The organism is Paenarthrobacter sp. 10L412, assembly GCF_056395565.1.
This window is the reverse complement of record NZ_JBFTJT010000013.1, coordinates 61,728-87,589: the sequence shown is the minus strand read 5'-3', so window position 1 is coordinate 87,589 and position 25,862 is coordinate 61,728. Positions and strand designations below refer to the sequence as shown.

General features: G+C 59.9%; 22 protein-coding genes. 5 read left to right on the top strand and 17 right to left on the bottom strand.

Annotated elements, in window-relative coordinates; genetic code table 11:
* Nucleotides 1-85 precede the first annotated feature (85 nt).
* Together AC1DD7_RS18280 and AC1DD7_RS18275 are read left to right on the top strand one after the other, a co-directional pair.
* Entirely contained in the window at nucleotides 86-1,039 is a 954-nt protein-coding gene (locus AC1DD7_RS18280; RefSeq protein WP_441437338.1) for a LacI family DNA-binding transcriptional regulator, read from the top strand.
* A 139-nt stretch (nucleotides 1,040-1,178) separates the two neighbouring features.
* Nucleotides 1,179-1,400 (top strand): hypothetical protein, encoded by a 222-nt coding sequence (locus tag AC1DD7_RS18275; protein ID WP_441437339.1) that lies wholly within the window; start codon nucleotides 1,179-1,181, stop codon nucleotides 1,398-1,400.
* A 127-nt stretch (nucleotides 1,401-1,527) separates the two neighbouring features.
* On the opposite strand, the gene AC1DD7_RS18270 is transcribed toward AC1DD7_RS18275, so the two are convergent.
* The 5 genes from AC1DD7_RS18270 to AC1DD7_RS18250 form a co-directional block, all read right to left on the bottom strand.
* The gene (locus tag AC1DD7_RS18270) at nucleotides 1,528-3,195 is read right to left on the bottom strand and encodes an amylo-alpha-1,6-glucosidase (protein WP_442003126.1); all 1,668 of its coding nucleotides are present in this window, start codon (nucleotides 3,193-3,195) and stop codon (nucleotides 1,528-1,530) included.
* Between the two features lie 57 nt (nucleotides 3,196-3,252).
* Nucleotides 3,253-5,340: an alpha-galactosidase gene (locus tag AC1DD7_RS18265; protein WP_477516069.1), complete on the bottom strand. Its 2,088-nt coding sequence runs from the start codon at nucleotides 5,338-5,340 to the stop codon at nucleotides 3,253-3,255.
* Nucleotides 5,337-6,200 carry a carbohydrate ABC transporter permease gene (locus AC1DD7_RS18260; RefSeq protein ID WP_441437342.1) on the bottom strand — a complete coding sequence of 288 codons (864 nt, stop codon included), beginning with the start codon at nucleotides 6,198-6,200 and terminating at the stop codon, nucleotides 5,337-5,339. The genes AC1DD7_RS18265 and AC1DD7_RS18260 overlap by 4 nt, the downstream gene beginning before the upstream one ends.
* Nucleotides 6,197-7,135 (bottom strand): carbohydrate ABC transporter permease, encoded by a 939-nt coding sequence (locus AC1DD7_RS18255; RefSeq protein WP_441437343.1) that lies wholly within the window; start codon nucleotides 7,133-7,135, stop codon nucleotides 6,197-6,199. The genes AC1DD7_RS18260 and AC1DD7_RS18255 overlap by 4 nt, the downstream gene beginning before the upstream one ends.
* Nucleotides 7,136-7,239: 104 nt before the next feature.
* Nucleotides 7,240-8,568, bottom strand: a complete 1,329-nt coding sequence (locus AC1DD7_RS18250; protein WP_441437344.1) for an ABC transporter substrate-binding protein — start codon at nucleotides 8,566-8,568, stop codon at nucleotides 7,240-7,242.
* 539 nt (nucleotides 8,569-9,107) lie between these two features.
* On the opposite strand from AC1DD7_RS18250, the gene AC1DD7_RS18245 reads away from it, so the two are divergent.
* The gene (locus AC1DD7_RS18245; RefSeq protein ID WP_441437345.1) at nucleotides 9,108-10,208 is read left to right on the top strand and encodes a LacI family DNA-binding transcriptional regulator; all 1,101 of its coding nucleotides are present in this window, start codon (nucleotides 9,108-9,110) and stop codon (nucleotides 10,206-10,208) included.
* Nucleotides 10,209-10,374: 166 nt separating this feature from the next.
* Here AC1DD7_RS18245 and AC1DD7_RS18240 read toward each other — a convergent pair whose 3' ends face one another.
* Complete coding sequence (locus tag AC1DD7_RS18240) at nucleotides 10,375-11,823, bottom strand: aldehyde dehydrogenase family protein (RefSeq protein WP_441437346.1); 1,449 nt, start codon at nucleotides 11,821-11,823, stop codon at nucleotides 10,375-10,377.
* Between the two features lie 68 nt (nucleotides 11,824-11,891).
* On the opposite strand from AC1DD7_RS18240, the gene hisC reads away from it, so the two are divergent.
* Complete coding sequence (gene hisC / locus AC1DD7_RS18235; protein ID WP_476900896.1) at nucleotides 11,892-13,031, top strand: histidinol-phosphate transaminase; 1,140 nt, start codon at nucleotides 11,892-11,894, stop codon at nucleotides 13,029-13,031.
* Nucleotides 13,032-13,189: 158 nt separating this feature from the next.
* Entirely contained in the window at nucleotides 13,190-13,897 is a 708-nt protein-coding gene (locus AC1DD7_RS18230) for a GntR family transcriptional regulator (protein WP_441437348.1), read from the top strand.
* 88 nt (nucleotides 13,898-13,985) lie between these two features.
* Here AC1DD7_RS18230 and AC1DD7_RS18225 read toward each other — a convergent pair whose 3' ends face one another.
* The 11 genes from AC1DD7_RS18225 to AC1DD7_RS18175 form a co-directional block, all read right to left on the bottom strand.
* Nucleotides 13,986-14,837, bottom strand: a complete 852-nt coding sequence (locus AC1DD7_RS18225) for a P-loop NTPase family protein (protein ID WP_441437349.1) — start codon at nucleotides 14,835-14,837, stop codon at nucleotides 13,986-13,988.
* Nucleotides 14,834-16,438 carry a thiamine pyrophosphate-dependent enzyme gene (locus AC1DD7_RS18220; protein WP_441437350.1) on the bottom strand — a complete coding sequence of 535 codons (1,605 nt, stop codon included), beginning with the start codon at nucleotides 16,436-16,438 and terminating at the stop codon, nucleotides 14,834-14,836. Before AC1DD7_RS18220 ends, AC1DD7_RS18225 begins: the two co-directional genes overlap by 4 nt.
* A 19-nt stretch (nucleotides 16,439-16,457) precedes the next feature.
* Nucleotides 16,458-17,330 carry an MBL fold metallo-hydrolase gene (locus AC1DD7_RS18215; RefSeq protein ID WP_441437351.1) on the bottom strand — a complete coding sequence of 291 codons (873 nt, stop codon included), beginning with the start codon at nucleotides 17,328-17,330 and terminating at the stop codon, nucleotides 16,458-16,460.
* A 22-nt stretch (nucleotides 17,331-17,352) separates the two neighbouring features.
* Nucleotides 17,353-18,687: an MFS transporter gene (locus tag AC1DD7_RS18210; RefSeq protein WP_441437352.1), complete on the bottom strand. Its 1,335-nt coding sequence runs from the start codon at nucleotides 18,685-18,687 to the stop codon at nucleotides 17,353-17,355.
* A 32-nt stretch (nucleotides 18,688-18,719) separates the two neighbouring features.
* Nucleotides 18,720-20,351 carry an FAD-dependent oxidoreductase gene (locus AC1DD7_RS18205; protein ID WP_476900895.1) on the bottom strand — a complete coding sequence of 544 codons (1,632 nt, stop codon included), beginning with the start codon at nucleotides 20,349-20,351 and terminating at the stop codon, nucleotides 18,720-18,722.
* 293 nt (nucleotides 20,352-20,644) lie between these two features.
* A complete protein-coding gene (locus AC1DD7_RS18200) occupies nucleotides 20,645-21,373 on the bottom strand; it encodes an amino acid ABC transporter ATP-binding protein (RefSeq protein ID WP_441437354.1) in 729 nt (242 codons plus the stop codon).
* 63 nt (nucleotides 21,374-21,436) lie between these two features.
* Nucleotides 21,437-22,339 (bottom strand): amino acid ABC transporter ATP-binding protein, encoded by a 903-nt coding sequence (locus AC1DD7_RS18195; protein WP_441437355.1) that lies wholly within the window; start codon nucleotides 22,337-22,339, stop codon nucleotides 21,437-21,439.
* A 14-nt stretch (nucleotides 22,340-22,353) separates the two neighbouring features.
* Complete coding sequence (locus tag AC1DD7_RS18190; protein WP_441437356.1) at nucleotides 22,354-23,118, bottom strand: SDR family NAD(P)-dependent oxidoreductase; 765 nt, start codon at nucleotides 23,116-23,118, stop codon at nucleotides 22,354-22,356.
* Nucleotides 23,119-23,233: 115 nt separating this feature from the next.
* Complete coding sequence (locus tag AC1DD7_RS18185; RefSeq protein ID WP_441437357.1) at nucleotides 23,234-23,911, bottom strand: amino acid ABC transporter permease; 678 nt, start codon at nucleotides 23,909-23,911, stop codon at nucleotides 23,234-23,236.
* Nucleotides 23,908-24,564, bottom strand: a complete 657-nt coding sequence (locus tag AC1DD7_RS18180; protein WP_441437358.1) for an amino acid ABC transporter permease — start codon at nucleotides 24,562-24,564, stop codon at nucleotides 23,908-23,910. The genes AC1DD7_RS18185 and AC1DD7_RS18180 overlap by 4 nt, the downstream gene beginning before the upstream one ends.
* A gap of 34 nt (nucleotides 24,565-24,598) precedes the next feature.
* Nucleotides 24,599-25,555, bottom strand: a complete 957-nt coding sequence (locus AC1DD7_RS18175) for a transporter substrate-binding domain-containing protein (protein WP_441437359.1) — start codon at nucleotides 25,553-25,555, stop codon at nucleotides 24,599-24,601.
* Nucleotides 25,556-25,862 lie beyond the last annotated feature (307 nt).

Below are 25,862 nucleotides of genomic sequence, written 5' to 3'. Positions count from 1 at the left end.
GGCCCGGGGGAACGCCGCCATGGGCAGCCCGCCCTGAAGCCGAAGCTATGATAATTAGACCTCGAACAACGGAAGGCGGGCGGTCGTGATACCCACCAGCCAGGATGTCGCCAACCGTGCCGGGGTGGCTCGTTCCACGGTCAGCATGATCCTTAACGGGAAAAAAGCCTTTTCGCAGGAGACGCGGGACCGTGTTGCCAAAGCTGTGGCTGAGCTAGGCTACGAGCCATCGTCAGCAGGACGTACGCTGGCCCGCGGCGCCAGCGATATCGTGATCGCGCTGATTCCTGACACAACCTTCGGACGCAACCTTCAAGACATCTACGGTCTGCTCACGGATGAACTCGCTGCACGAGGCCTGACACTTGTCCTGCGTCTATCGAGCCGTACTGACGCTGATTTCGACAGGCTCATCGTCGGGCTGAAGCCACGTGCAGTCCTGACGCTGGCTGCCCTTTCCGAGGGACAGCGCGCGCTGCTTGAACGCCGGGGCGTCAAGCTGCTGGAGACCGACGAATCCGGCAGTCACGGCATCAACGCGCAAATCGGAAGACTGCAGGCGCGATACCTCATCGAACGCGGCTATCAACAGCTTGCGTACGCGCACCTGCGGGACGCGCGCAGCGACCCGTTCGGCGGCCCCCGCGAACGCACCTTCAGGGAAGAGTGTCTTAGGCAGGGCCTTGACGAACCCCACGTTCTGCATCTTGATATCACACCCGTGGACGCCCGAAAGGCGCTGGAAGAATTGGGACACCGAGGATTTGCCGTGGCCTGCTACAACGACGACGTCGCCACCGCACTTTTGCACGCTGCCCACGAGAAAAGCTGGAACATCCCCGAAGACATCGCTCTGATCGGAATGGACAACACCCCATTGTCGCAGCTGACCATCCCCCCGCTGACCACGATGGGATACGACCCCACTCAGGTCAGTCAGCTCTCGATGCAGTCGCTGCTTAACCGTTTGGATGAGCAGCAGTCGGACCAACCCCTTCCCGAGCTTCACATCGACATCATCGAGCGGTCGACCGCCTAGGCCACCAGCCCAGGATCACTACCCGCGGGCGGATGAGCCCTGCCCGGTATGCACACCCCTCCGCCCGTGAAAAAAGATCACCCCCGCCCAGGCCTGCGGAGTGTCTAAACAAAAACATCAACGGATAGTGAGGAAGATCATGGACATTAACCGTCAGCAAACAGAAACGCCGGGCATGCTGGAAGTACATGCCAAACATGCTTCCGAAGTAGACGAGGCCCTTACGAAAGCAATCGGCGTCGTCAAGATCGCCGCAATGGAACACAAAACAGGGATTCTTATATCGCGCATCGACGCTGGCATATACATGGTGCGGGCACATCCGGCCGTCCCGTTCGGGCTGGTCCGCCAACAGCACTAACCTCTGGATGGACGGCAGAGTGGTGCAGCGGATGATTGATGTAGAGGACACAGTGCAGTCACCTGACGGAGGTTGAGGGAACGTCCGTTGTCGGCGTTTGAGTGGGACGCAGCCGACTCCGTCTTCGTTAGACCCCTGCGCAGGGGTCGTTCGTTCGCTCTTCAGCAGCTAGCAGTCCTGCCAGAGTCAGGAAGACGCTGGAGGTCCACGTGTATGCTCGATCGCGCAGACCGGCGCCGGTGACCGCGTCAAAGTTTTCGGCCATTCCCGAGGCAGAGGCCATTGCGCACAAACTTTCGGCGAGATCCAGGGCCAGTTGTTCTTCCCCGCCATCGATGAGACCGTCAATGATCAAAGCGGTACACGGCGCCCAGATCGGACCTCGCCAGTAGCCATCGGCGATATAGGCCGGGCTATCCGTGGCTTCGGTTGCCAGACCATATTCCGTCCGGAACCGCCCCAGGTCACTGACAAGTGTGTTGAAGACCTCTGATGGTAAACGGGATCCGAGCACTACCGGTAGGAGGTGAAGGAGCGATGCGGACTCGATGACTGTTGAGTCGAGCTTGCGGGCGATGAATCGGCTACCGTCCCACATTTCCTTGAGCAGCGAATTGAGGAGAGAGGATGAAACGGTTGCCCATTTCTTGGCTTCGTCCGGACGCGACAGTCGCGAGGCAATCTCACTGAGCGCTTCTGTCTGCAGGACCAGGAAGGCCGCGAGATCAGGAGACTCTACAGGCACCGTTGTGGCGAAGATCGTGCTGTTGTCCCACCCGGAGTCATTCCCGTGGAAGTAGTGCGGCAGAATGCGTCCGGAGGCGACTCGTTCCGTCAGCCACCATTGCGTCCACCGTTGGAGAGGATCATAGGCACGAAGCAGCCACTCGTCGTTGACCGCGCCCGCCCTAAATAGCGCCATCAGAGCCCATCCGTGAATTGGAGGCTTGGTGAAGGTGTAATCGATGACCTTGTCGTTGACGGAGTCCGGCAGCCGACCGCTTGTCGCTTGGGCGTCAAACGGCACGAAGAACTGGTCTTCAGCGAGCTCGGGAAGCTGTGCTAATGCGATTGCGTTGAAGCAGTTGTCCCAGCTCCAAACGTTGGTCATCGTTCCCTTCGACATGTACATCGCCGGCCGTTGCACTGCTCCGGAGGGCTCTACTATCGAGGACCACATGATGTAGCTGGCGAGCTGTTTCGCCGCCTGATGCTCGGGTTTTACCTCGGGCATAGCGGCGGCGAATACATCGAATGACGGTGGCGACCAGGGTTTCCGAGCGGTCGGCGTCGCATCATTCGTCTCCTCAATGAGCACGACGCTGCCGGGCGCGAACTGGAGTGTAGCCATGGTGTGACGTTCTCCAGCCCACGTCGATTCCTCTATGCCTCTGCCCCTGAGAACGCGGATGGCAATCGTTACCTGTGAGGAGAATCTGAGGTAGCGCCATTCATCTTCGGCCACACGGACCAGCGTGTCGTAGTTGCTTGCCGCCTCCATGATGAGCTCGAAGCCAACGCCTGCGCCGGAAACACTGAGAACGCGGTGTGTGTTGAAGTCGACGCTGACGTGACCTGCCGCTGCGGGAAGCACAAGGTGGTCGATATCGAACGCTGCTTTGCCGTGAAGTCCGTCGCGAGGCGCGATGCGCAGAAGTGCACGCGTTGCCGCCCTGCCCCGGACCGTCCGCAGCTCCACCCATTTCCCGGCGTCTTCAGTGTTCACGGCTGATGTCACGGCGAAGTACGAGCCAGCCGTGGCGAACGGGAGGTGTTCGAGGTCAAAGGGATTCACAGAGTACTCAATTGCAAGGTCGGTTGAGGGGGTGGAAGAGCACTGACTGGACATGGGTCAGACTCCGATGGTCCCGAAAATCGCTGACCCGGACTGAGTCGCGCGGATGACAGCACGGCCGTCCGGGTTTAAGGAAACCTCAACGCCGTCGCCGCTCCAATAGCCTGAATCCACCGGAACTGCCGTCACGTGTTGGATCGATTGCCCGCGGGCAGGGAACAACGACACGATGCCACGACCAGTTTGCGGGAGAATCTTCTCCCGTATCTCTGCGGCTCCCGCACCCAGCCCGATGGTAACCATGCTGGCCCGGGCCGAGTCCATGGCGACTGCCCGGTACCGGTCAAGCGTTGAGCGGATTCCCTCCACGCCGTCCTCAGAGATGGTGAGCAGGTCCCCCCAGATTCCGTGGTGTCCGAGCATGATCGCTGCGAGGCTTTCCTGCTGGTGGCCGTGCGGGTCGTCCGGGAAATAATGGACCAGGGTCAGCACGGACGGGATCCATCGGTCGAAGGCATATGGTTCCCGGCATATCCAACCGCGTGAACGACCCGGGTGGAAGAACATATTGGTGTTCACCCCGTTCAAGTCCGCGGGCAGCTCGTAGTCCGAGTAGTACGGTCCGTTGTTGACGAGGAAGTACTTGCCAGCCGAAAGGAAGCTCAAGCCGAAAGATCGGTGATTCTCGGTCACGTCGAAATCGACAATTGAACCGGGCACCGCGGTCATCAACCGCTCTGCGATCTCCGTCATCCTCTCACTCATCATGAAAGCGAAACGGTCCGCTCGTTCGCTCGGGGTGTTGGTGTCGTCTCCGTGATGGTGTTCCGGGCTGTCGCAGCCGTACTGGCTCACCGCATCAAGTTTGAAGTATGTAATGCCGAGTTCGCGATTGATCCGGATGAGGTGACCCACGAATGTCTCGAACCAGTCACTAACTAAACACATGGGGGCGCTGGGCTCGGTCTCCCACACTTCTCGTGGCCGAAGGGGTTCTCCTTGCCACGTCTTCATGTCACGGGGATGCGCGGCCAGAGCGCGGCTCGAGAATGCCGCCAACGTCGGATCGAACCAGATCCCGAGGCGGAGGCCAAGTTCGCCTGCTCGTTGCCTGACATTCAGCAGGGCGCCAGGGAAACGTTCCGGGTTCACCTCCCAGTCTCCGGTTGCGGTGTACCAGCCGGTGTCGATCACGTAAGTATCGATTCCCATCCGAGCTGCCACTTCCATCTCGGCGAGCACGCGCTCCTCAGTCAGACCATCGATGTAGGTCCTGTCGTGCCAGTAGCGCTCACGCTCCTGGAAGTTCCATGTGTTGTAGAAGATCTGCGGTCGACGGGACTCCGCGTTTTCGGACTGGTACTTCAACAGAAACGTACGGAACGCTGCCGCCACGTCGTCCAGATTGCCTTCGACAGCGGCCGCTAGAAGCCAGGGAGTCCGGAATCCCTGGGCCGTGTCCAGCCGCTGACCGTTAAGGTAGGCACCCTTGACTGAGCCAATTCGAACGCCGCGGGCGCCATCGACCCAGAACCCGCAGAACAGATCCCCGCCAGAGGTTCCATGCTCGTAGGCCAGCAGCCAAGAAGCCCCGTCCTCAACGCCTACCAGAATGGGGCCGATCAAAGGCGACAATGCCTTGGCAGCCGCAGAATCGATGGGGACCTCGTTGGGCATGAAAGAGTGGCCAAGCTCGACGAAATCGGAGATCCTCACTTCAGTGATGGCACTGGTGGGACGGAGCAACTCGACGTATGAAATCCCTTCCTTGCCAGCACTTTTGGTGAGCCGCCGAGGCGTCGAACTGCGCAATTCGTAGCGGAAGCGCACCACTGGGCTTTCCGGTGTCACACGCAGCCGCATCGCGAGCTGGAGCCCGGGCTCGCCGTCGACCTCGCCCTCGAATAGGAATTCCTCAGCGCGGCTGGTCAAGATACGGCGTTTGACTTCGCGATTAAATTCGCGAACTGTGCACGTTACAGCTCGTCCATCGATTTCAAAGACCGGCGCAGCGATAATGAGGGGCATCTGAGTGCTGTTGTTGGTCAGCTCCCAGAGCGGGCTGGTTTCGGTGTGAGATGGCCCAGAGGCGATGATCGACCACGACACGACGGAGGCGGATTTAACATTTGAATCGATGGTCACTGTTTGACAGCTCCAGACAGAAGACCGGCAACGAAATAGCGCTGCAGGAAGATGAATACAAGACATACGGGGATGATGGAGAAGGTTGTTGCCGTGATGAGGGTGCCGTAGTCGGTCAGATTGACATCACGGAAGGATGCCAGGGCCACCGGCACCGTGTAAGCAGATTCTGCGCGCAGGATCACCAAGGGCCAGACGAATTCGTTCCAGATCGCCAGGAAGAGGAAAATCGCCAGAGCGGCCATTGCCGGGAGGATCGTTGGGAGCACGATCTGGAACAGGATGCGGAACTCGCCCGCGCCATCGATGCGGCCGGCCTGGATCAATTCGTCAGGTACTGATTCCATGGCCTGCCGCATTAGGAATAGTCCAAACGGGTAGGCCAGTCCCGGGAGGATGAGGCCTTGATATGAGTTGAGCCATCCGAGTGTCACCATCGTCTGGAACAGGGGAACCAGGGTTACCTGGCTCGGGATGGCGAGGGTCGCAATAACCACGCCGAAAAGTAGCGTTCGGCCTCGGAACTGAAACTTCGCGAAGGCGTATCCGCCACAGAGGCAGATCAACGCACCAAGAATCACGAAGATGACCGAGACAGCAGCGGAGTTCGCGATTGCACGCCCGAATCCGAGGTCACCGAACAGGACCTGAATGTTTGTCCACAGCTGATCTCCCGGCAATAGATTTGGAGGGTTGGCGAAGATTTCATCTGAGCTGTGCGTTGAGCCGATGACCAGCCAATAGAAGGGTGCCACCATCAAGATGAACCCTAGGAAGATGACTGCCGTGAGCAGTGCGCTCGAAGCTTTGGTGTGCCGGATGCGCGCGGAAGTACGCATTTTCTCTACTGAAGTGCTCAACTTTTCTTCTCCTGAATGAACCGGAACTGGACCAGGCTGACGATGACAACCATTCCGACAAGGACGAAGCCGATAGCTGAGGCATAGCCGAAATCAAAGAACTTGAAGGCGTTCTGGTAGAGATACATGCCGATCGTCATGGTTGCGTTGTCGGGACCGCCGTTGGTCAGGATGTACGGTTCATCGAACAGCTGAAGTGTGCCGATGGTTGAGGTGACGACCGTCAAGAGGATTGCCGGGCGTAACCCCGGGATGGTTACGTTGAAGAACTGTTTGACTGTATCTGCGCCGTCCATGGAGGCCGCTTCGTAGAGGTCCCCGGAGATGCTCTGCCGCTGGGCAAGATAAATGACAGCGTTGATCCCCGTGTAGTGCCACGTCATCGCGATTCCGAGCGAAATTTTCGCCCAGAACGCGTCCTGAAGCCAAGGGATCGCCGGTAGACCAACCGACTGAAGCGCGACGTTCACGATGCCGTTGTCCGTGGCAAGCATCATGCTGAAGACAACACCATAAGAGACGAGACCCATGACGACCGGAACGAAGTAACCGAGACGGAAGACCGCACGGAACTTCAGGAGGGTCGAATGGAGAGCCACAGCCAGCAGGAGCGCCAAAATGAGCATCACCGGTACTTGGATCACCAAGATGATTAAGGTATTGCCCAGAGCGTTGTAGAACAGGGGGTCGCTAAAAATGCGCTCGTAGTTCGCGAACCCAGCGAAGCCCTGCACTCCCCCACGGTTGGTCGTGAAACTTAGCCACGCAGCATAGCCGACGGGGTAGACCTTGAACGCGGCGAAAAGGATGATCACCGGAGAGAGCAGGACATATGGCACCTTGCCCGGAGTAAGCCAGGGCCGCCTGGAAGGGGGTACTCGTCGTGCCACCGGCGGCGATTCAACTTGTGGCGATTGGACGTGCGTATCGGTCATGACCGTGGTGCTCCCTCGGTGGCGCCTGGCTCCGCCACGCCTACCTGGTGGGGCGGGGCCAGACGCTCTATCGGATTTGGTGAAAAGCGGCTTCAGCCGGTGTTTCAGCTGGCGATCTTTCGGCCAGTTTGAGCGGCGAGGAGCTTGGCAGCCTCGTCGAGCGCGGCCTTCGGGTCTGCTCCGGAGAGCATCACTTTTGTCTGGGCATCTGTGTAGATTCTGATTGCGCGAGCGTAGTCGCTTGTGTAGTTCGACACGGCGAGGTCGGGCTGAGTGATCGAGTCGACGAAGACCTTGCTTGGAGAGTCGCCGACCCAGTAGCCGCTATTGTCAGTGAAGCCTGGAGTCTTATACATCGGTACGAAGCCGGGGGTGAAGGGCTGTGCGGTCTGCATCACCCGCTGACCATCCAGTGTGCCCAGGGCAAAGTGAACAAATTTCCACGCCAGGTCCTTGTTGGCGCTATTGCCTGCGATGGAAAGGTAGGTGGATCCCGCCAGGGCAGCAGTTGAGCCTCCTGCGTCTACCACCGGGCGCAGTGCGGTGGCCATTTTTCCTTTGAGCTGAGGTTGCTTGGCCTCGATGTAACCGGGCCACCATGACGCACTCGGGCTTATCGCCACCGACCCGTCTGCGAACCTAAGCCCATTGCTACTTGTAAAGGATGCAGAGTCCGCGAGGACTCCCTTGTCATTCATCTTCTTGAGCAGTGTCAGCGACTTGACCCCTTCCGGGCCATTCAGCGTGATGTCGCCGTCTTTGTTGAAGTAGAACGCGTTCTGCTGCTGCGTAAGTGTCTGCCAAAAGTCGGCTGCGTTCGTATTCGCTGCAGCCTTGTTGAGTTCGAAGAGACTCGCTCCGGTTTTGGCTTTCAGCGTAACACCGGCGTCGATGAGCTCGTCCCAAGTTTTGATGGATGCCATGTCGATGCCTGCGGCATCCAAGAGGTCCTTGCGGTAAGCAAATCCGGCCGTGTTCACCTCAAACGGGATACCCCATACCTGCCCGTCCTTGCCCAGTCCTCCACCCCAGGCGCTAGGTACGAAATCGCCAGCGAGATCCTTGGCCCCCAGGGGGCCCATGTCCGCGAAGCCGTTCGGGAACTTGTCGGTGTAGCCGGGCAGCTGGTCGATGGCGGTGTTCATGATGTCCGGGAGTCCTTGGCCGCCAGCAGCGAGGCCGGTAGTGATTTTGTCCCAGATGGCAGGGTTTCCTACATCGACAATGTCGACTTTGGTTCCCGGGTTGGCTTTCTCAAAAGCGTCCGCGGCCGGTTTGAGAAGCGCACCCGCCGTCGTCCATGTCCAGACGCTGAGAGTCTTGCCGTCGCCGGATGATGACCCGCCCGAGCTGCAGCCCGCGAGTGCCGTTGCGGCGAGGGCGGCGATGCTGAACACGGCAGCAAGCCGTCTGGTGAAGGGTTTTAGCTTCATTGGTAGTTCCTCTTTCATGTGATGCGGGTCCGGTACAACGTTTGGGCTCGATCAGGTGCGCCATTACAGCTGCTGAACGCGTCGTTCTGAGCCTGCCGCGAATACAGCCAGGCATCGTCGACCGGGATACGGAGTGTGACCGGGCACGGAGAATGACCAGGATAAGGAGGGGATAACCGGGTACGGAGGGTCGACCGGGATAGGGAGGACTTAGGAGAGATCGTACCCACAATTTAATGACGTTACAATTCTTTTTTGAGAAAATTTTTGACGTTACAATAAATCCAGCACCCACCGTGGGTGCGTAGTGGCCACGACACCCCTCGCTGCGTTTTCCCCATCCATACTGCCGCTCGTCGCCGAGCCAGCACCCTGGGGACACCGCGTGAGTCAGGTCGGGCTCAACCGGTTCGCTGATTGAGCCCGGCTTGAGGCTGAATGCTCGCGAACTCGAATCCGAGCCGGGGTTAAATGCGTCTCTATAAGCAGGGTTGGGGCCAATCGCGTTCCACTACGAGCTGGCAGGCAGGGAGGGCAAAATGGCAGCCGACTACAACGAACCGGGGGGCGCCCCGCGTCATACCAACATGAACGATGTAGCCTCACACGCGGGCGTTTCGGTGATGACGGTCTCGAATGTCATCAATCGCCCGGATATCGTCTCCGAGAAGACCAAAGCAAAGGTCCTCGCGTCGATGAGAGAGCTCCGTTACCGGAAAAGCACTGCCGCCACGAGCCTGCGCCTGTCCAAGCCGACTCAGATCGGATACGCGCTTCCCTCCACCCAGCGCAGCGGTGACGGGTATATGGATGACTTCCTATACTCGCTCGCGGCCGCGTGCCAGGCAAAGGGCATGCATCTGACCCTCATCGCCGCAGCAGACCCTGAGGATTGGCTCAGTGCATGCGATGCGCTCTACTTCGGAGGCTCAGCCGCAGGCATCATCATGGGCAGTATCGCCCCCCATGATCCCCGCCCTGCGCAGCTGGTATCGCGTTCCATTCCCTTCGCCGGGTACGGCCAGACCTTGGAAGGAAAATCGGCGCCTTGGAGTTGGGTGGAGATCGACGAAGCACGCGGAATTGAGCTGGCAGTCGAGCACGTCGTTGAACGCGGTCACCGGCAGCTCGCCTTCATCGGCCTCGGGGTCGATGCCGTGTGGAGCGCGGCGCGTCTCGAGGGATACGTCGCGGCGTGCCGGAAGCACGGGCTTCAGCGCTCCGTCGTCGCGGACCGCGTTTCCCTCGCGACCGATGAGATCGCCGCAGGGGAAGAAATAGCCATGCAGCTCCTCCAGTCGGAGTCGCCTCCAGACGCCATCATCTGCGCGTCTGATTACCTTGCAGTTGGAGCGATCTTCGCGGTGCGTGCACACGGTCTCGTTCCAGGCGTTGACGTGGCCGTGACCGGGTTCGATGACACATCCTTGACGTCATTGGGCGCCATCGGCATCACGTCAGTACGTCAGCCTTCGACCCGCATCGCCCAGGAACTCGTGAAGATGATCATCGACCCCCCTGACCAAGCGCTCCATCTGCTCCTCGAACCGGGGCTGACGATTCGATCGAGTACGACAGGCAAAGCCCCCACGGCCAGTTTTCGAACACGTATTGGACCAGCCGACCCACTCCCTGACTGAGTCACCGACCTGTTCCGCATGGGCAGCCATGCGGAAATAGCTATCGCAGCGCTCGAAGCCGGTCAATTTCCGGTCCGGTGCAGGAATGGCAGTCGTCGTCGCCGCCATTGCTCTCCGGCCGTAGGAGGCGGTCGGCTGTGGTTTGGCCAGTTCTCATCGGGGTTCTTCATGTTGCGCGTTCCGCTTGGTGAGGTTCTTGGAAATGTACTGACTGAGTAGTGAGGAATTCTTCAATGCCGTGGGCTCCTCGTTCCCGGCCAAACCCTGACATCCGGAAACCTCCAAATGGGGCATCCGGATGGGTGGCCGCCCCATTCACTGAAACGCTTCCGGTCCTGATCTTTGTGGCCACCAAGCCAGCTTCTTCCGGACTTGGCCCCCACACAGCTCCACTTAGGCCATACGGTGAGTTGTTGGCGATGAAGATCGCTTCCTCGACGTCGGCGTATGGGACGACGGCCAGCACTGGACCGAAGACTTCCTCTTGGGCCAGTTCGTCATTGGCGCCGGTGAGAAAAGCTTGAGCCGGGACGTAATAGCCTTCCGGATCCCCTGAAACAGGGCCGGAGGCCAGAACTTCAGCTCCGGATGCACGGGCTGCGGTGGTGAGGTTGAGGACCTTGTCGCGCTGCGCGGCCGTGGCGACCGGTCCCAGGACAGTGGCCGTATCCTGAGGGCTGCCGACGGCAAAAGCAGACACCTGTGATTTCAGTGCCGAGGAGACCTGTTCCAGCGTCTCGGACGGGACCAGAAGCCGCGTGAGGGCTGCGCACGTTTGCCCGGAGTTCTGGAAACTCTTCTCGAGTGTTTTGCCCACCGCGTGCGGGAGGTCGGTACCGGGGAGAATGAGGCTTGCCGATTTTCCTCCGAGTTCCAGCGAGACCTGCTTGATGAGGCCGCCGGCGACGCTGGCGATCCGCCCACCAGCCCGGGTCGATCCGGTGAAGGACACGAAGTCGATTGCGGCGTGGCTGATCAGTGCCTCACCGGTGGTCGGGCCTTCGCCGAACACGACATTGAAGACCCCCGGGGGTAGTCCCGCATCGGCGGCGACATCTGCCAAAATCGCTGCGTTGCTCGGCGCCACCTCGCTGGGCTTGAGCACGATCGTGCAACCGGCCACGAGGGCCGCTGCGACCTTGGATGCAATCTGGTACAGCGGGTAATTCCACGGGGTGATGCACGCTACCACCCCGACTGGAACTTTGTGGATTTGGGTCGAGTCCAACTGTTCGGGAACCAGGACTCCGGGACCGAGCCGGGCCGCGCTGCGGAAGCTGTGCAGGGCTGGAACCACCTGCATGCGCACACATTTGTGCCGCGGCGTGCCCACTTCAGCGGTAATGCCATCGGCCAATTCCTCCGCACTTGCCTCAAGGCCGTCAGCAATCCGGGCGATGATTGCGGCCCGATCCCCTACTGACGTGGTGCTCCACGATGGAAAGGCCTCAAGAGCGGCCAGGCTGGCAAGGTCGACGTCCGTCTGGCTGGCCGCGGCCACCTCTCCGATGAGCTGTCCATTGGCCGGGTTGTACACACCCAGAACATTCGAGCCAGTAGCCGGCCGCCAGTGGTTGCCGACGAAGATCCCCTTCAACACTGCGGTTTCAGCCATTGTCCTTTTCCCCTACCGTGTATAGAATCATATAGGAAAGTCTATAGGAGAACTTAGGATTGGTAAATATGCAGACCACCGCAAATGAAAACGGAGCCGGCCCCAGGATCCGGGCAGCGATCGATGGGCTTCCCCCCTACAGTGCGGGAAGGAGCGTTCGTGATGCCGCTGGGGAAGGCGCCGTACTGGAGCTCCTCGGGTTGGCCGCCAATGAAGGCCCCTACGGCCCGTTCCCGTCCGCCGCGAAGGCCGCACTGGAGCAGGTAGGAAAGGCCAACCTGTACCCAGAGTCCGGTTTCCGCACCCTGCGCGGAGAATTGGCCCGGATGCTAAACGTCGACGTCGCTGAGGTCGCCGTTGGCGCCGGCGGCATCGGACTGATCCACCACTTGTCCGTTGCCCTCCTCGATGAGGGGACTAACATTGTGGTTTCAACCCCCACCTTCCACGCCTACGCCCTCGACGCACGGAAGCAGGGAGCAACCACGCTGAGCACGCCCGTGCGCGAAGATGGCAGCTACGACCTCGAGGCGATGCTGGGCCTGATCACTGAAGACACCCGCATCGTCTACGTCTGCAACCCCAACAACCCCACCGGCGGCATCGTAGGCCGCGAAGAGCTGCTCCGCTTCATCGATACTGTCCCCGAGTACGTCACCATTGTTGTGGACGAAGCCTACTTCGAATACGCCCAGTCCCCTGAATACACCGACACGATTGCTGAACCCGCATTCAACCGCCGCAACCTCGTCACTCTCCGGACGTTCTCCAAGGCCTACGGTTTGGCCGGGCTGCGCGTGGCCTACCTGGTGGGGTCCCGCGAACTCATCGCCGCTGTCCAGAAGGTGCAAAGCAACTACGAAGTTTCCAACGTCGCCCAGGCTGCAGCCCTGGCGAGCCTGCACGAGGAAGCCGAACTCACCCGCCGCGTCGGGCTGAACAAGGACGGCCGTGACGCCCTCACCACCGGCCTGCGCGAGCTCGAATTTGAGCCCCTGGAGTCACATGGGAACTTCGTCTACGTCAAAGTCGGCGACGCCAAGGCATTCACCAAGGCCCTGGAAGGCGAGGGAATCATTGTTCGCCCCGGTAACGCCATGGGGGATCCCGAGAGTGTCAGGATCACCGTTGGAACACCGGAACAGGTGAAGGCAACCATCGCCGCCATGGGCCGCGTCATCCTCAGCAGGGCACAGCACAGCACATAAGAGCGGAGATTTTGCGAGTGGATCCCGTCGCAGCCGGACACGATCGCATAGGATTGGCTATACGACCCTTTTGGGTTGTCGTGAGCTGCCCCTGACCGTCGCGGGAAAGGGCATTGCCAATGCCTGAGTTTTCGTCGTTACCGCTCCGAGGGGGAGACATGACAGTTACAACACCAGCCGCTGCTACCCAGTCCAAGGTTGATTTTGCCCATGAAATCCTTCGCAATCGCATAGTTGGCTCACAGTACGCTGCGGGCCAGCGTCTGATCATTGACAATCTTGTCAAGGACATCGGAGTCAGCCAGGCTCCGATCCGCGAGGCGTTGCGCCGGCTCGAGGCTGAAGGTTTGGTCGAGTACGGGGCGAACTCGGGTCCTTCCATCGTGCAGCTGGACAAGACGCACTGGTTCAACCTGATGGAGATGAAGGCCGTCATGGAGGCCTACGCGACCCGGGCGGCGGCGCCGCTGCTCACCGCCGAAGAGATTGCGGCCCTGCGGGAAACCAACGGCCTCCTCATGGGCGCACTGGATGAGTTCGATTTTGAATCCTGGACCAGCCTGAACCGGCGCTTCCACGAGATGATCCATAACCGTTGCCCCAATGCCCTGCTGATCCAGGAACTGCAGCGACTGTCCCAGTGGACAGACACGGTCAGCAGCCTTGTGTTCGCGCGCGAACGGGGCATCATCATTCAGACCCTTGGGCTTTCTGCGGGCAAGGAAACCATTGGCTTCCACACCCGGATTCTTGATGCCATCGAGAACGGAGAGGCCAACTCCAACCTTGAAGAGATCAGCCGCGAGCACACCCTGGTTCTGGTCCGCCGCGTGCAGGAGAAATTGAGTTCCCGGCCCGCAGCCTAAGTGCCGGAGGCATGCCCGGTAAATCAAAGAAAAAAGAGAGGTGGTAACGGCCGCAGAGCCAGTACCACCTCTCTTTCTGTTGCCATCTTTACGTCCTGAACCAAGTTGCAGTGCGCTGCATGAGTTCGGTCGAGGACAGCGATGCCACCGAGTGCAGTGATTCACTGACTTCCTGCTCGGTGGCCCATATCCGGTTCGAGCTGACACCCAGTGAGTAGACCGAACCAGTGACCTTCATCAACGCGTCAGGACGGACCAGCAGGACATGCCGGTGGCGCAGGACATGCTGCATGAGACCGGCGTACAGTTCCGGGTCGTACCCGGTGGAGGTAGATCCGGAGATCCCTAACTCTCCGGCAGGAGCCCGAAGCGAGTTGGTCAGTTCATCCAGAAGGTCAGGGGAAGCGTTGTTGCTCTCGTAGGAGCCTTCGCTGGATTCCATGTCCTCAGCCCGCTGGCGTTTGAGCGTGAGCTGCAGCTCCTTGGTAGGAGCTACCACGACAAAAAGTGTCTCTGGCCCGGCCAGGGGTCGTTCTGCCTCATCGCCGGTGATGTGGGACAGCTCAGAGAACCTGCCCCCGATATGAGGAGCTTCCACGATCAGCATTTCTTCGCCGCCGGGGTGTTCTGCGAACCACTTTCCCACCGCCGAACGGACCCAGGTGCCCATGGCGAGCCTGATCCCCGCATGGGTGATCCCGTCAACTTCGGGATAGAGCGCCGACGCCGTGGAATGGGAATCCCAGGACTCCCGTGAGACATCCCATTGCAGGACGGTACTGATTCGCCCGGTCGATTCCACAGCTGCTGCGAGTTCACGCACCAGCAGGCTTTTCCCGGTCCCGGGCAGCCCGACGATGACGACGCAGCGCAGCTCGTCCAGCTTGCCCCAAAGTTCTTCCAGGTACGGCGCCGGCGGCCTTTTCAGCGTCTGGCTCACCGGAACTGATCCACACTGATCATGTTTCCAACCACAACTTCAACTACCGTGGGCTTGCAGGACCGGAAGGCGTCTTCAAGTACCGGCCCCAGTTCCTGCGGGGATGCCGCCCGGCCATAGGAGGCACCAAACGAGGTGACGAACTGTTCAAAGTTCGGGTTGACGAGGTCCGTGGCGATAACCTTGCCGCCGTAGAGATCGCGCTGCATTTGTTGGACGTTGCCGTATTGGGAGTTGTTGAACAGGACCGTTACGAGGCCAATGTTGTGCTGGACTGCTGTCGCCAGTTCCGTAGCAGCGAACATGAATCCGCCGTCTCCGGTAACGGAAAGCACCCGCGTGTCCGGCTTTGCGACTTTCGCACCAAGCGCTGTCGGGAACCCGTATCCAAGTGTGCCCATGTACCCGGTGGAGATGAAGGTGCGGGGTTTGTAGACAGGGAGCAGGATGCGGCTTGCGAAACCAATTTGGGTCAGTTCGTCAACGAAGATCCCGTCCACGCCCAGGGCTTCGCGGATCACTGCGAGGTAAGCTGTCTGCTGGTCCAGGACCGCGCTGCGTTCCTTCCATTCCTTGTGCACCAGTGTCATTTGTTCGGTGATGTCGGCGTTCTGGACACCGCGTTTTTCCAGTCCCTCGATCAGGGCAGGCAGGTGCGATTCGAGGCGTCCGGTGATGGCGGCATCGGGTTGGCCGTAGCGGCCGTGGACCGTCTGGTCGACGTCGATGCGGATGAGTTTACGGTTGCCACGTCCCCAGCCCTGCAGAGCAGACCTGGCACTGCCTCCCAGAGCGATGACGACGTCGGTTTCGGCCCACAGCGGCTTGGCTTCGGGCAGGAAGCAGCTCAGCGGATGGCGGCTGTCAACAATGCCTCGTCCGGTGCGGTAACCGACCACGGGCGCCTGAAGGATTTCGGCGAGCCTGGTGACTTCGGCGGAAACATCCTGGGCGCCGTTGGCGACGAAGATCATGGGGTTCTTTGCGCTGGCCAGGATGCTCAGGGCCTTTTCGATGCCCTCTTCGTCGATGATGTCTTCGGCCGTGTCGGCCACCGGGACGTGGTCCGGGACAGGAGCGCGTTGTTCCAGAACGTCCATGGGGACTTCCAAGGCAGCGGGGCGGGGCCGTCCTGTGTTGAGGGCGCGGATAGCGTCGGCGATTTTGGTACCGGCTTCGGCAGGGTGGGTCACACGGTCGTAATGCTTGGTAAGTGAGCGCAGCAGTCCAGGCTGGTCCGGGACTTCGTGAAGGGTTCCCAGTTCACGGCCGATCAGCTTCTGGGGAATCTGGCCGGTGAGGAACAGCATTTTGGCGTTCAATCCGTAGGCGGTGGCCAGGGCGGCTCCTGCATTCAATGCGCCGGGGCCCGGAACGACGTTGCACACACTGGGCTTTCCGGTAGCCATAGTGTGACCCAGTGCCATGTAGGCGGCGCCTTGCTCGTGCCTGGTGTGGATGATGCGGATGTCATCCCCGGCGTCGTAGAACGCGTTGTACAACCAGTCGTTCTGGACGCCTGGCAGTCCGAAGACAGTGGTCAGACCGTTGGCCTTGAGACTGTTGACGACGGCTTCGCCGCCGGTGTTGTAAGTGGTCATGGAATTAGTTCTCTCCTGGTTATGAAAGTGGTATGCGTAGGAAGTCGCTGCCGACCCGGGTCCTGCCGGTGAATTCGCCGGCCGCCTCGGCGAGGATTTCGTCGTCGGACGCCGGGCCGAACGTGCCTACCGGGCTTAGCAGAAGCTCCCTGGACCCAGCCTCGGCTGCAACATGGGCGGCTCCCCGGGGGTCGCTGTGGACGCTGCGCATGCGGGGAAGCACGCGAGCAGCCCGTTCAGCGCTTAGATAATCAGTGGCGTTGGTCAGGTAGGTCGTCTCATGGATCAAAAGGTCCGCGCCCCGCGCCAGAGAGGTGATCGCTTCGCTGGGACGGGTATCCCCGGAGAAGCACACACTCAGGCCGCCCTGGTCGATCCGGTAGCCGAAGGCGTGTTCAACCGGCGGGTGATCCACCAACACTGCGGTGATTGTGGTGGAGCCGTCATCGATGGTTTCAGGGCCGGTTATTTCCTGCACACGGACAAATTCGCGCAGGTGGGGGCGGCCTTCATCATTCATTCGTGACCGGATATCGAAGTCGAAAGCCTCGTAATGCAGCGCGAACAGACGCGCCAGCGGCGGTGGACCGATGACGTGGACAGGGGCCTTCAGCTGGGACCATGCCAGATGCAACAGCATGGCCACGTCCGCGACGTGGTCAATGTGGTGATGCGAAATCAGGATCCTGCGGAGCCGCCCAAGATCCAAACCGGCGCTGACGAACTGACTGACTGTGCCGTTACCGCAGTCCACGAGGGTGACGTCCTCGTCGATCACCAGTGCATGGGAAACGGGACGCCGACCGGATTTAGGGGTTGGACCGCCCGCTGAGCCGAGCACAACAACTTCGTTGACCTGCGGCGTCAGCCCCGGGTCCTTTGATTCGCTCATGCGTGCCGCTTCCTTCGAGGGATCACTTTGAAAGCACGGGAACGCGCGCGGGGCTCACAGATGCGTCGGTGAGGTTCCTCTTATAGGTCTCCGGCAGCTTCAAGATCGCGATCATCCCGATAGCCCCGATCACGATCAGGTAGAACGCCGGCATGAGTTTCAGTCCTGTGGAAGCTACAAGGAACGCCGCGACATATGGGGCGGTGCCGCCGAACAGGGCGTAGGCGACGTTGTAGCCCAGGGACGCTCCGGAGTACCGGACCTCGGTCGGGAAGAGCTCGGTTTGGGCCACGACCACGGCTACGGAAATGGCTGTTCCCGGGACGATGGCCATGATCTGTCCGACGATGGCCCCGACGAGGCTGCCGGATCCGATGAGCAAAAAGGCCGGGACGGCCAGAACCATAAGTCCAAAGGTGCCGCCGATGAGGAGTGGCTTACGACCGATCCTGTCGCTGAGCATGGCGTAGAAGGGAATCAACGCCGCCGCCAGCAACAAAGTCACCGATGTGGACAGCAGAGCCGCGCTGGAACTCAGACCGATCGTTGAGATGAGGTAAGTGGAGGCATACGTCTTGGCCACGTAGGAGGCGACAGCTTCGACCATGACGATACAGATCAGGAGCAGCAGGGCTTTTTTGTGGTGACCGAGCAGCTGCCTGATCGGCACGGGCCGGTGTTCGGACTCCTCCTTGGCCACGGCTGCCTGGAACGCAGGGGTTTCTTCGACTTTGAATCGGAGATAGAGTCCGATGCCGGCAAGCGGGAGCGACAGCAGGAAGGGAATCCGCCAACCCCAGGCGATCAATGCCTCTTCACCAAGGACGGCCGTCAGGGCCGCTACAAGGGACGCCGCACAGACAAACGCAACGATTCCCACTGCCTGGATGCTGGAAGTCCACAGCGCACGCCGGCCTTCGGGAGCTGATTCGGCAAGGAACGCTGCTGCACCGGATGTCTCACCTCCGGCGGAGAGTCCTTGAAGAAGGCGAAGGGAGATCAGCAGAATGGGCGCGAGGACGCCAATGACCTCGTAGGTGGGCAGCAGGCCGATGGCTGTTGTGGCGGCGCCCATAAGCAAGATCGTGGTGGAAAGGATGGCCCGGCGGCCGAGTTTGTCTCCGAGATTGCCAAAGATCACAGCACCGACGGGGCGGGCCAGGAAGGCTACGCCAAATACCGCCAATGCCGACAGGATCGAGGTTGCCGGATCTGCGCTGGGGAAGAACAGTTTGCCCAGCACCGTCGCCAGGTATCCGTAAACGCCGAATTCGAACCATTCAACGGCGTGACCGAAGCATGCGGCGAGAACGATCCGCGGTTTGGGTCGGGGTAGGTTGTTGGTTTGGGTGGCCACGTGTGGCCTCCTTTCTGTGGTGCAACCCGGGGTCAGGAGCGTGTGACCTGCGGGGCTGTTGCGTGTGTGTGGTCACTTGCCTGGGAGGCGGTTCGGGGTCGGCCCAGGTGTTCTGCCAGTGTGAAGGCCGCTGTGAGGGCCGGGCCAAGGGAAGCTCCTGATCCTGCGTATCCGGGGCCCATTAATGCCGCTGCGCTCTCACCGACGGCGAAGAGTCCTTCGACCGGTACGCCGTCGTGATCCAGGACTCGTGAGAGGTGGTCCGTAGCAAGGCCGCCTTTGGTTCCGTTGGCACCAAGGACGACTGGGACAGCGAAGAATGGCGGCTGCGCGATAGGACCCAGGCAGGGGTTGGGCTTGTGTGTTTCGTCGCCGTTGAACCGGTCGTGGGGGCTGTTCCCCCGGCCGAACTGGATATCAGTGCCGGTTGCAGCCATCTGGTTGGTTTGGGTGACGGTTTGAATCAACGACGTTGCGTCGATACCGGCGCGGTCGGCCAGGGACTCAAGGTCCTCTTCCTGGATAAATTCGTTTGGAAGGCTCGCCGTGGGGGCCACTCCGGCAACCGTTCGGGTGCTGCGGAAGTCGGCGTCGAAGATCAGCCAAGCAGGTTGGTTAGGGAACCGGTGGCTGGCTGGATCAAACGCAAAGAACGCTTTGCCGAGGTCGTTGTAAGAACTTGCTTCATTGACGAACCTCTCCCCTGACGCGTTGACGAGGATGGATCCCGGGTAGGCGAGTTCCCGGACGACGTTGCGATGCAGGGGCGCATTGTCTATGGACTCGCCGCCGATGGATATCGCAGCGGTCCACCACGCTTCGCTCATCCCCCTCAGAGACCCGCCAAGGGAGGTGCCCAGCTTCAGACCATCCCCCAAGGATCCAGGTGCCGCGGTGGGGACGATGTCAACACGGGGCAGGAAGGCGGAGCGAAGGGTCGCATTCCTGGCGAAACCGCCGGCGGCCAATACTACGGTTCCTGCACTGATCTTGCCCTTGGCAGTGTCCAGAACAAACTGTTCGGATGCCCTTGTGATGGCCGTGACCCGCGCATTAATCTGCAGATCGACGCCGCGCCGCAGGGCCGCCTTCACCAGACCCGCAACAAGCCCGGAACCTTGTGTACGCACGTCGGCAGCGGAGCGCTCACGAAGGACAGACTCCTGGACCCCGGTACGTCCTTCAGGGCCGGTAATGGGTCCCCTTATCGGCGATGTCCGGGTGCGATCACGCCAGGGGCCAAGTTCCTCCGTGGAGACCGGCAACGGCTCGAGGGAACGACCGGAGGCGGCGCCCGTCCAGTCTGGGTGGTAGTCCGGACGGTCAGTACTGACCACCGGCATGTCCAGTTCGTTCTCAAGGTAGTCAATGAAGCGTGGCGCGTTGGCAACGAAAGACTGCAGGGATGCCTCCGAGGTGGTTCGGAGGGTGGTGCGCCGCAAGTACTGCAGGGCATCGTCAGCGGAGTCTTCGACGCCGGCACGAGTCATGGCCGGAGACCCTGGAATCCACATCTGACCACCAGAGAGCGCTGTTGTCCCGCCAAGCAGACTCGTCGACTCCAGGACGGCGACGGACAAACCGTGGTCGGCCGCGGCGCATGCGGCAACGAGCGCAGCGCCGCCCGAACCGACCACGGCCACGTCGCAAAAGAATCTGCTCATCGCCTGTGTTGCCCCACTTTTGTTGCTTCGCTGGATTGTCTGCTGTCGGTGCTTGTTGCGGGTTTCATCGGCGGTGGTTCTTCCCTCCCGGGCTGCTTAGGGCAAACGGATTGTTCTCTGCGGCACCTACTGCGACGCGAATGATGCTATTGGAAATCCTATAGGAGATCCTTTAATAGTGAAATTGCTTTTGGGAAGATTTTCTGGACGGCGGGGTCCCAGGATTTGATGTGAACCGTACGCTGGTGGACTCAGCCGAGTCGTGGACCTCATGCCCAAAGGACCCGTCGGCCCTACAGCACCAGAATCTTCGAGAGGAAATCCCTGGCACGTTGCGTTGTGGAGTTCTGAAAAAACTCTTCAACGGGCAGGTCTTCAAGGATCCTGCCCTGGTCCATGAAAACCACCCGGTCCGCGGCCCTTTTGGCGAAGCCCATTTCGTGGGTGACACACAGCATTGTCATGCCCTCCTTTGCCAGACCAGTCATGACTGAGAGCACTTCGTTGACCATTTCCGGGTCCAGCGCGGATGTCGGCTCGTCGAAGAGCATGATCTCAGGGTCCATGGCCAGGGTGCGCGCGATGGCCACCCGCTGTTGTTGCCCACCAGAGAGGTTTTGCGGGTATTTGTCCCCGTGCGCTTCCAACCCGACACGGGCCAGTAGTTGTTTCGACCGTTCCATGGCTTTGGCCTTGCTTCGGCGAAGAACCTTGACCTGGGGCAATGCAACATTCTGCAGGGCCGTGAGATGCGGGAAGAGTTCGAAGTGTTGAAAGACCATGCCGACATTGAAGTGGAGTTTGCGTGGCACCTTTTTGCCCGGCTCCAGCTTGAACCCGGCGATGTCAATTCGTCCCGCGTTGATCGGTTCGAGTCCGTTGAGGGTCTTGATGAAAGTGCTCTTGCCGGAGCCGGATGGGCCGCAAATAATGACGACTTCCCCCTTCTCCACCTGCAGGGAACAATCTTTGAGAACCTCCACAGCCCCGTAGGATTTGGAGACGCCCTGAACAGTGATCATGTGATGCGTCCTTTGCTTGCGTAACTGCTGTGGGCTCGACTTGGGGCGAAGCCGGCCGGCGTGTCAGTGGTGAAGTGCACGGAGGAACTCGATGAACCGTGGGTGCGTGGGGTTGTCGATGGTTTCTTTGGCTGGCCCATCCTCGGCAATTTGACCGCTTTCCATGAAAATGACGCGGCTGCCGACCTCCCGCGCGAAGGCAAGTTCGTGGGTGACGACCACCATGGTCATTCCCTCGGATGCGAGCTGCTTCATTTCCTCAAGTATGTCGACCCGCAACTCAGGGTCCAGAGCGGAGGTTGCTTCGTCAAAGAGCATGACGTCAGGCTGCATAGCAAGCGCACGGGCAATGGCAACGCGTTGCTTCTGACCTCCGGAGAGGGAACTGGGGAAGAAGTCTCTCTTCTGTTCCATGCCGACTTTGCGCAGCCCGGCAAGGGCAAGTTTCTCAGCTTCGACACGATCAATGTTCTTAGCCCTGAGCGGACCTATCATGGCGTTCTCAAGCACTGTCTTGTGGGGAAAGAGATTGAAACTCTGGAAAACCATACCCATGGACATCCGCCACTGTGCCATCGCCTGCATTTCTGCCCGGCGACCCCTGAAATCGAAGAAGTCGATCTCACTGTTGGTCCAGGTCTTGCCCTTGAAGGTGATGGATCCCGTGTCTGGGGGCGCAATGAGGTTCATGGACCGCAGCAGTGTGCTCTTGCCGCAGCCGCTGGGGCCGACAAGGACCACTACTTCGCCGGCGTAGACGTCCAGATTAATGCCTTTGAGTACATTGACCTCTTTGGCGGTGCCGGCGTTGTAGGTCTTGGACACTTTGCGAAGTGCAAGAATCGGTACGCGCTGTTCAGTTTCGTCGCGCTGGGGGTCCGCGTCAGGGAGATCTTCAATGTCTCCAACGGCTATATCCTCGTGCGTCATGAGTTCTTCGCCGTTTTCGACTAGCGGATCGTTCATGGCTTGTGGCCCTTTCATACTGTGAGGCCGCCATCAGCCGTGAAGGCAGCGCCGGTGACATACGACGAATCATCGCAGGCAAGGAAAGCAACGAGGTTAGCGATCTCCTCATAGCGCCCCTCCCTCTTAAAGGGAACAATTTCCCGCACTCTGGCCCGCCGCTTTTCCATCATTTCGTCGGAGGAAATGACCTTGCGGTCTGCCATGAAATTTTCCAGAATTCCTGGGCAAACTGCGTTGGCCCTGATGTTGGCATCGGCGAAGTCTCGGGCCGTCACTTTGGTCAGCTGGAGCAACGCTGCCTTGGAGACGCTGTACGCGGCTTCGTTGGTGGAGGCCTTGAACGCGGCGATGGAGGCTGTGTTGACGATGACGCCGCCTCCGGCTTCGATCATCGACGGGATGACGCGTGAAGTCATCATGAACGCTGAGCGGACATTGACTTTCATGGTCAGATCCCAAACGTCCAGCGGGGTGTTCACGACGTTGCCAGTTGGATTGATTCCGGCGTTATTGAACAGCACATCGATGCTCCCGAACGCCTCCAGGCCGGTCGCCACCACCCGGTTCACGACCTCTTCTTCCGAGACGTCGCCGGCCACAGTCACGACCTCCGTCCCGAACCCGGCACGGCACTTGGCCGCCAGAGTCTCGACTTTGTCCTGGTCCAGATCGATCAGGACCAGCGAGGCGCCTTCAGCTGCAAAGCGTCGGGTGCAGGCCTCCCCCAAGCCGCCGGCAGCTCCAGTGATGAGGACTACCTTTGATTGAAAACGCATGGGAGCCTTCCGGTTTGATGTGCACCATATGCCTGGCGTATAAGGGGTGCTGGCTTGAAGATCTGTTGCCCGACGGCCGTGGAAGGCCGCCGGGGAGCATGAGTGGGGGACCAGATCACGGAATCCGCAGCTTTCGCTCGACCCATGAACTGAAGATAGTCATGATGAAAACGACCACCACATACATGAGTCCCACAAGGGTGTAGTACTCGAAGTATTGGAAGGTCTTGGCAGCTGTGTGGCTTGCCCTGTACATGATGTCGGCAACGCCAATAACACCGATGATCGACGAATCCTTGAGGATGATCGTCCACTGACTGACCAACGAAGGGATGGCCACCCGGATGCCTTGCGGCAGGATGATGTCGGTGTAGGTGCGGGTGGCCGACATGCCCAAAACGGCCGCCGCTTCCCGCTGGCCGCTTCCAACGCTGGACAAGGCCGAGCGCAGGATCTCTGCGATATAGGCGCTGTTGAGAATGGTAAGACCGATAATTCCAGCCACGATGGGTGGGATCGGAATGCCGGTGACGGCAGGGAGTGCGAAGTAGATAAAGAGGATGTAAACAAAAGCCGAGAGCGACCGGAAGATCTGCGTCAATGCAAATGCGGTCTTTTCCAGCCACTTGAGGCCGCTCAGACGCATCAGGGTCAGGATGAGCCCACCGATGCAGGCAAGGCCGAAGGATGCGAAGGTCACCGCGAGTGTCACGTAGATGCCCTCGGAGATCGCACCGGTGGAACCCAGAACAGGACCCCACGTGGCCCAAAGCTTTTCGAACCAGTCGCTCATTTGATCCGTAGCCCCCTTTCGGCGAGGTTGAAGGCAAAGGACGCCGCGAAGGCCATCAGGATCAGGATTATTGCCAATCCTGCGTAGGCCTCGAACGGCAGGAACAGGCTTGTCGACATGTCCTGGGCTACGAAAACGGCTTCAGCGACTCCGATGACGGCAGCGTAGGTGGCCCCTTTGAGTTGCATGACGAAGACGTTCCCCAGCTGGGGTAAGGCAATCCGGATTGCTTGGGGAAACAGCACGGAACTGTAAGCCTGCCAGCGTGTCATTCCGAAGGATTTGGCCGCCAACGCCTGTCCCTTGTCGAGGGCAAGGAATGAGGATCGAAAGACCTCGGCCGTGACTCCGGACGTTGCAATGCCTAGCGCGACGATCACGGCAGCCACCGGCGGGATGTTGAAGCCGATGACCTGCGATACGCCGAAATAGACCCAGAGAAGGAGAACGTACAACGGGGCCCCGCGCACGAACTGGACGAGGATGTAGGAAATCGTTCTGAAAAAACCGTTTCCGCGGGACATCGAGGCTAAGCAGAGGCCGACGACGACTGTTAGCACAAAGCTTGCAAGGGCAATGTAAATGTCCACTGCTGCCCCGGCAAGGAAGAGATCATACCGGCTGAGGACTTCGCCCCAATTCATATCAGGCATTATTTCCTAAGTGGCTGTGGGGAGGCTATCCCGGTTAGACCTCAATGAGGGCGCCGCCGGGTCCGACGGTGACGACCGGGAGCTTGAATTCGGTCCGGAGCGCATCTCCGACCCATTTGTTCCACAGTGTCGCGATCGTGCCACGGCCAGCGTGGTGGCGAAGCCAGTTTGAAACCCAGACCTGCGACTTGAAGTCGCCCTGGGGCAGAAGGAAGGTGTTGACGTCTACGTACAGCGGATCGCCGGGCAACACCGTCAGGCCCGGGTTGTTGCGGAGCCCGTTCATGACATTGAAGATCGATGCCAACGTGATGTCCGCACGGCCCGAAGCAACCTCTGCGATAGCCACAGTTGCATCGGCCAAAGCAACGAACGTTGCCCTGGGGTATCGTTGGGCGCCGATAATGGCCTGCGAGGATCCCTGGATCACAGCGATCTTCACGGCTGGATCGTTCAGTTGGGCGTCCTTTTCAAGAGTGCTGCCAGGCCTACGAAGAGCGTAGATGGCTGCATAGTTCGCCGGGATATCCGCGAACATGCCCTCGTTTGCCCGAGTCGGCAGGTTCGTCACCGGTTCGAGCATTTCGACTTTGCCCGACACCAGCGCAGGGACCAGCTGAGCGAAGGGCATCTCGGTGAAGTTGATCTTAATGTCCTTGTCCAGGTCCGCCATCATCATCTTGATCATTTCAACGCTGAACCCGTCCGGCTCCCCTGCGGAGTTGCGGAACTGCATCAAGGGGGTGGAGAACTCCCAGCCCAGGTTGGCTTCCTTTGTACGACGCCACTTGTCCACCAAAGGTTCTTTGTCCGGCGCGCCGGCACCCCCAGAGCTCGCACCGCCGTCGGCGCCCGGAATGAGGCGGGTCAGGCCAAATACGGCAGCACCAGCGGCTGCGCCGGCAATGAGCCCGCGGCGTCCGGGGTGCTCAGTGGCCTTGGTTGCCTGGGCTTCCTGCGTGTCGTTCTCGGTCTTGTCGCTGATGGCCATCTCAAGTCCTTCCTTGTGGGGACGCGGCTCATTCGATCCACGTTGCTGTGATGTAAATCATGCTATCTCATATCGTATAGGAAAACCTACAGGTTCTTGATCGTATTTGAAGTTTCGCCAAATTTGTCTGGGCAGCGTTTGATTGCGGCTTTGACTAGGCCGGTTGTGCCGGCAATTCCCGGGTCATGAATACCCGTGCATGCGCGTCAGGCTGCCGAGTACCGTTCCTCGCTCTGGCAGGCAGTAGTGTTATCTCATCTGCCGTTGCCGTCGTACCACTCGACTTTCCTGGGGAAATCTATGAATG

What these genes read in the sequence shown, in the direction of transcription:
- AC1DD7_RS18200 (WP_441437354.1), bottom strand. Translation starts at nt 21,373, where the DNA reads ATGATCACTGTTCAGGGCGTCTCCAAATCCTACGGGGCTGTGGAGGTT.
- AC1DD7_RS18250 (WP_441437344.1), bottom strand. Translation starts at nt 8,568, where the DNA reads ATGAAGCTAAAACCCTTCACCAGACGGCTTGCTGCCGTGTTCAGCATC.
- AC1DD7_RS18240 (WP_441437346.1), bottom strand. Translation starts at nt 11,823, where the DNA reads ATGGCTGAAACCGCAGTGTTGAAGGGGATCTTCGTCGGCAACCACTGG.
- AC1DD7_RS18195 (WP_441437355.1), bottom strand. Translation starts at nt 22,339, where the DNA reads ATGAACGATCCGCTAGTCGAAAACGGCGAAGAACTCATGACGCACGAG.
- AC1DD7_RS18185 (WP_441437357.1), bottom strand. Translation starts at nt 23,911, where the DNA reads ATGAGCGACTGGTTCGAAAAGCTTTGGGCCACGTGGGGTCCTGTTCTG.
- AC1DD7_RS18215 (WP_441437351.1), bottom strand. Translation starts at nt 17,330, where the DNA reads ATGAGCGAATCAAAGGACCCGGGGCTGACGCCGCAGGTCAACGAAGTT.
- AC1DD7_RS18180 (WP_441437358.1), bottom strand. Translation starts at nt 24,564, where the DNA reads ATGCCTGATATGAATTGGGGCGAAGTCCTCAGCCGGTATGATCTCTTC.
- AC1DD7_RS18255 (WP_441437343.1), bottom strand. Translation starts at nt 7,135, where the DNA reads ATGACCGATACGCACGTCCAATCGCCACAAGTTGAATCGCCGCCGGTG.
- AC1DD7_RS18220 (WP_441437350.1), bottom strand. Translation starts at nt 16,438, where the DNA reads ATGACCACTTACAACACCGGCGGCGAAGCCGTCGTCAACAGTCTCAAG.
- AC1DD7_RS18230 (WP_441437348.1), top strand. Translation starts at nt 13,190, where the DNA reads ATGACAGTTACAACACCAGCCGCTGCTACCCAGTCCAAGGTTGATTTT.
- AC1DD7_RS18205 (WP_476900895.1), bottom strand. Translation starts at nt 20,351, where the DNA reads ATGAGCAGATTCTTTTGCGACGTGGCCGTGGTCGGTTCGGGCGGCGCT.
- AC1DD7_RS18175 (WP_441437359.1), bottom strand. Translation starts at nt 25,555, where the DNA reads ATGGCCATCAGCGACAAGACCGAGAACGACACGCAGGAAGCCCAGGCA.
- AC1DD7_RS18245 (WP_441437345.1), top strand. Translation starts at nt 9,108, where the DNA reads ATGGCAGCCGACTACAACGAACCGGGGGGCGCCCCGCGTCATACCAAC.
- hisC (WP_476900896.1), top strand. Translation starts at nt 11,892, where the DNA reads ATGCAGACCACCGCAAATGAAAACGGAGCCGGCCCCAGGATCCGGGCA.
- AC1DD7_RS18275 (WP_441437339.1), top strand. Translation starts at nt 1,179, where the DNA reads ATGGACATTAACCGTCAGCAAACAGAAACGCCGGGCATGCTGGAAGTA.
- AC1DD7_RS18190 (WP_441437356.1), bottom strand. Translation starts at nt 23,118, where the DNA reads ATGCGTTTTCAATCAAAGGTAGTCCTCATCACTGGAGCTGCCGGCGGC.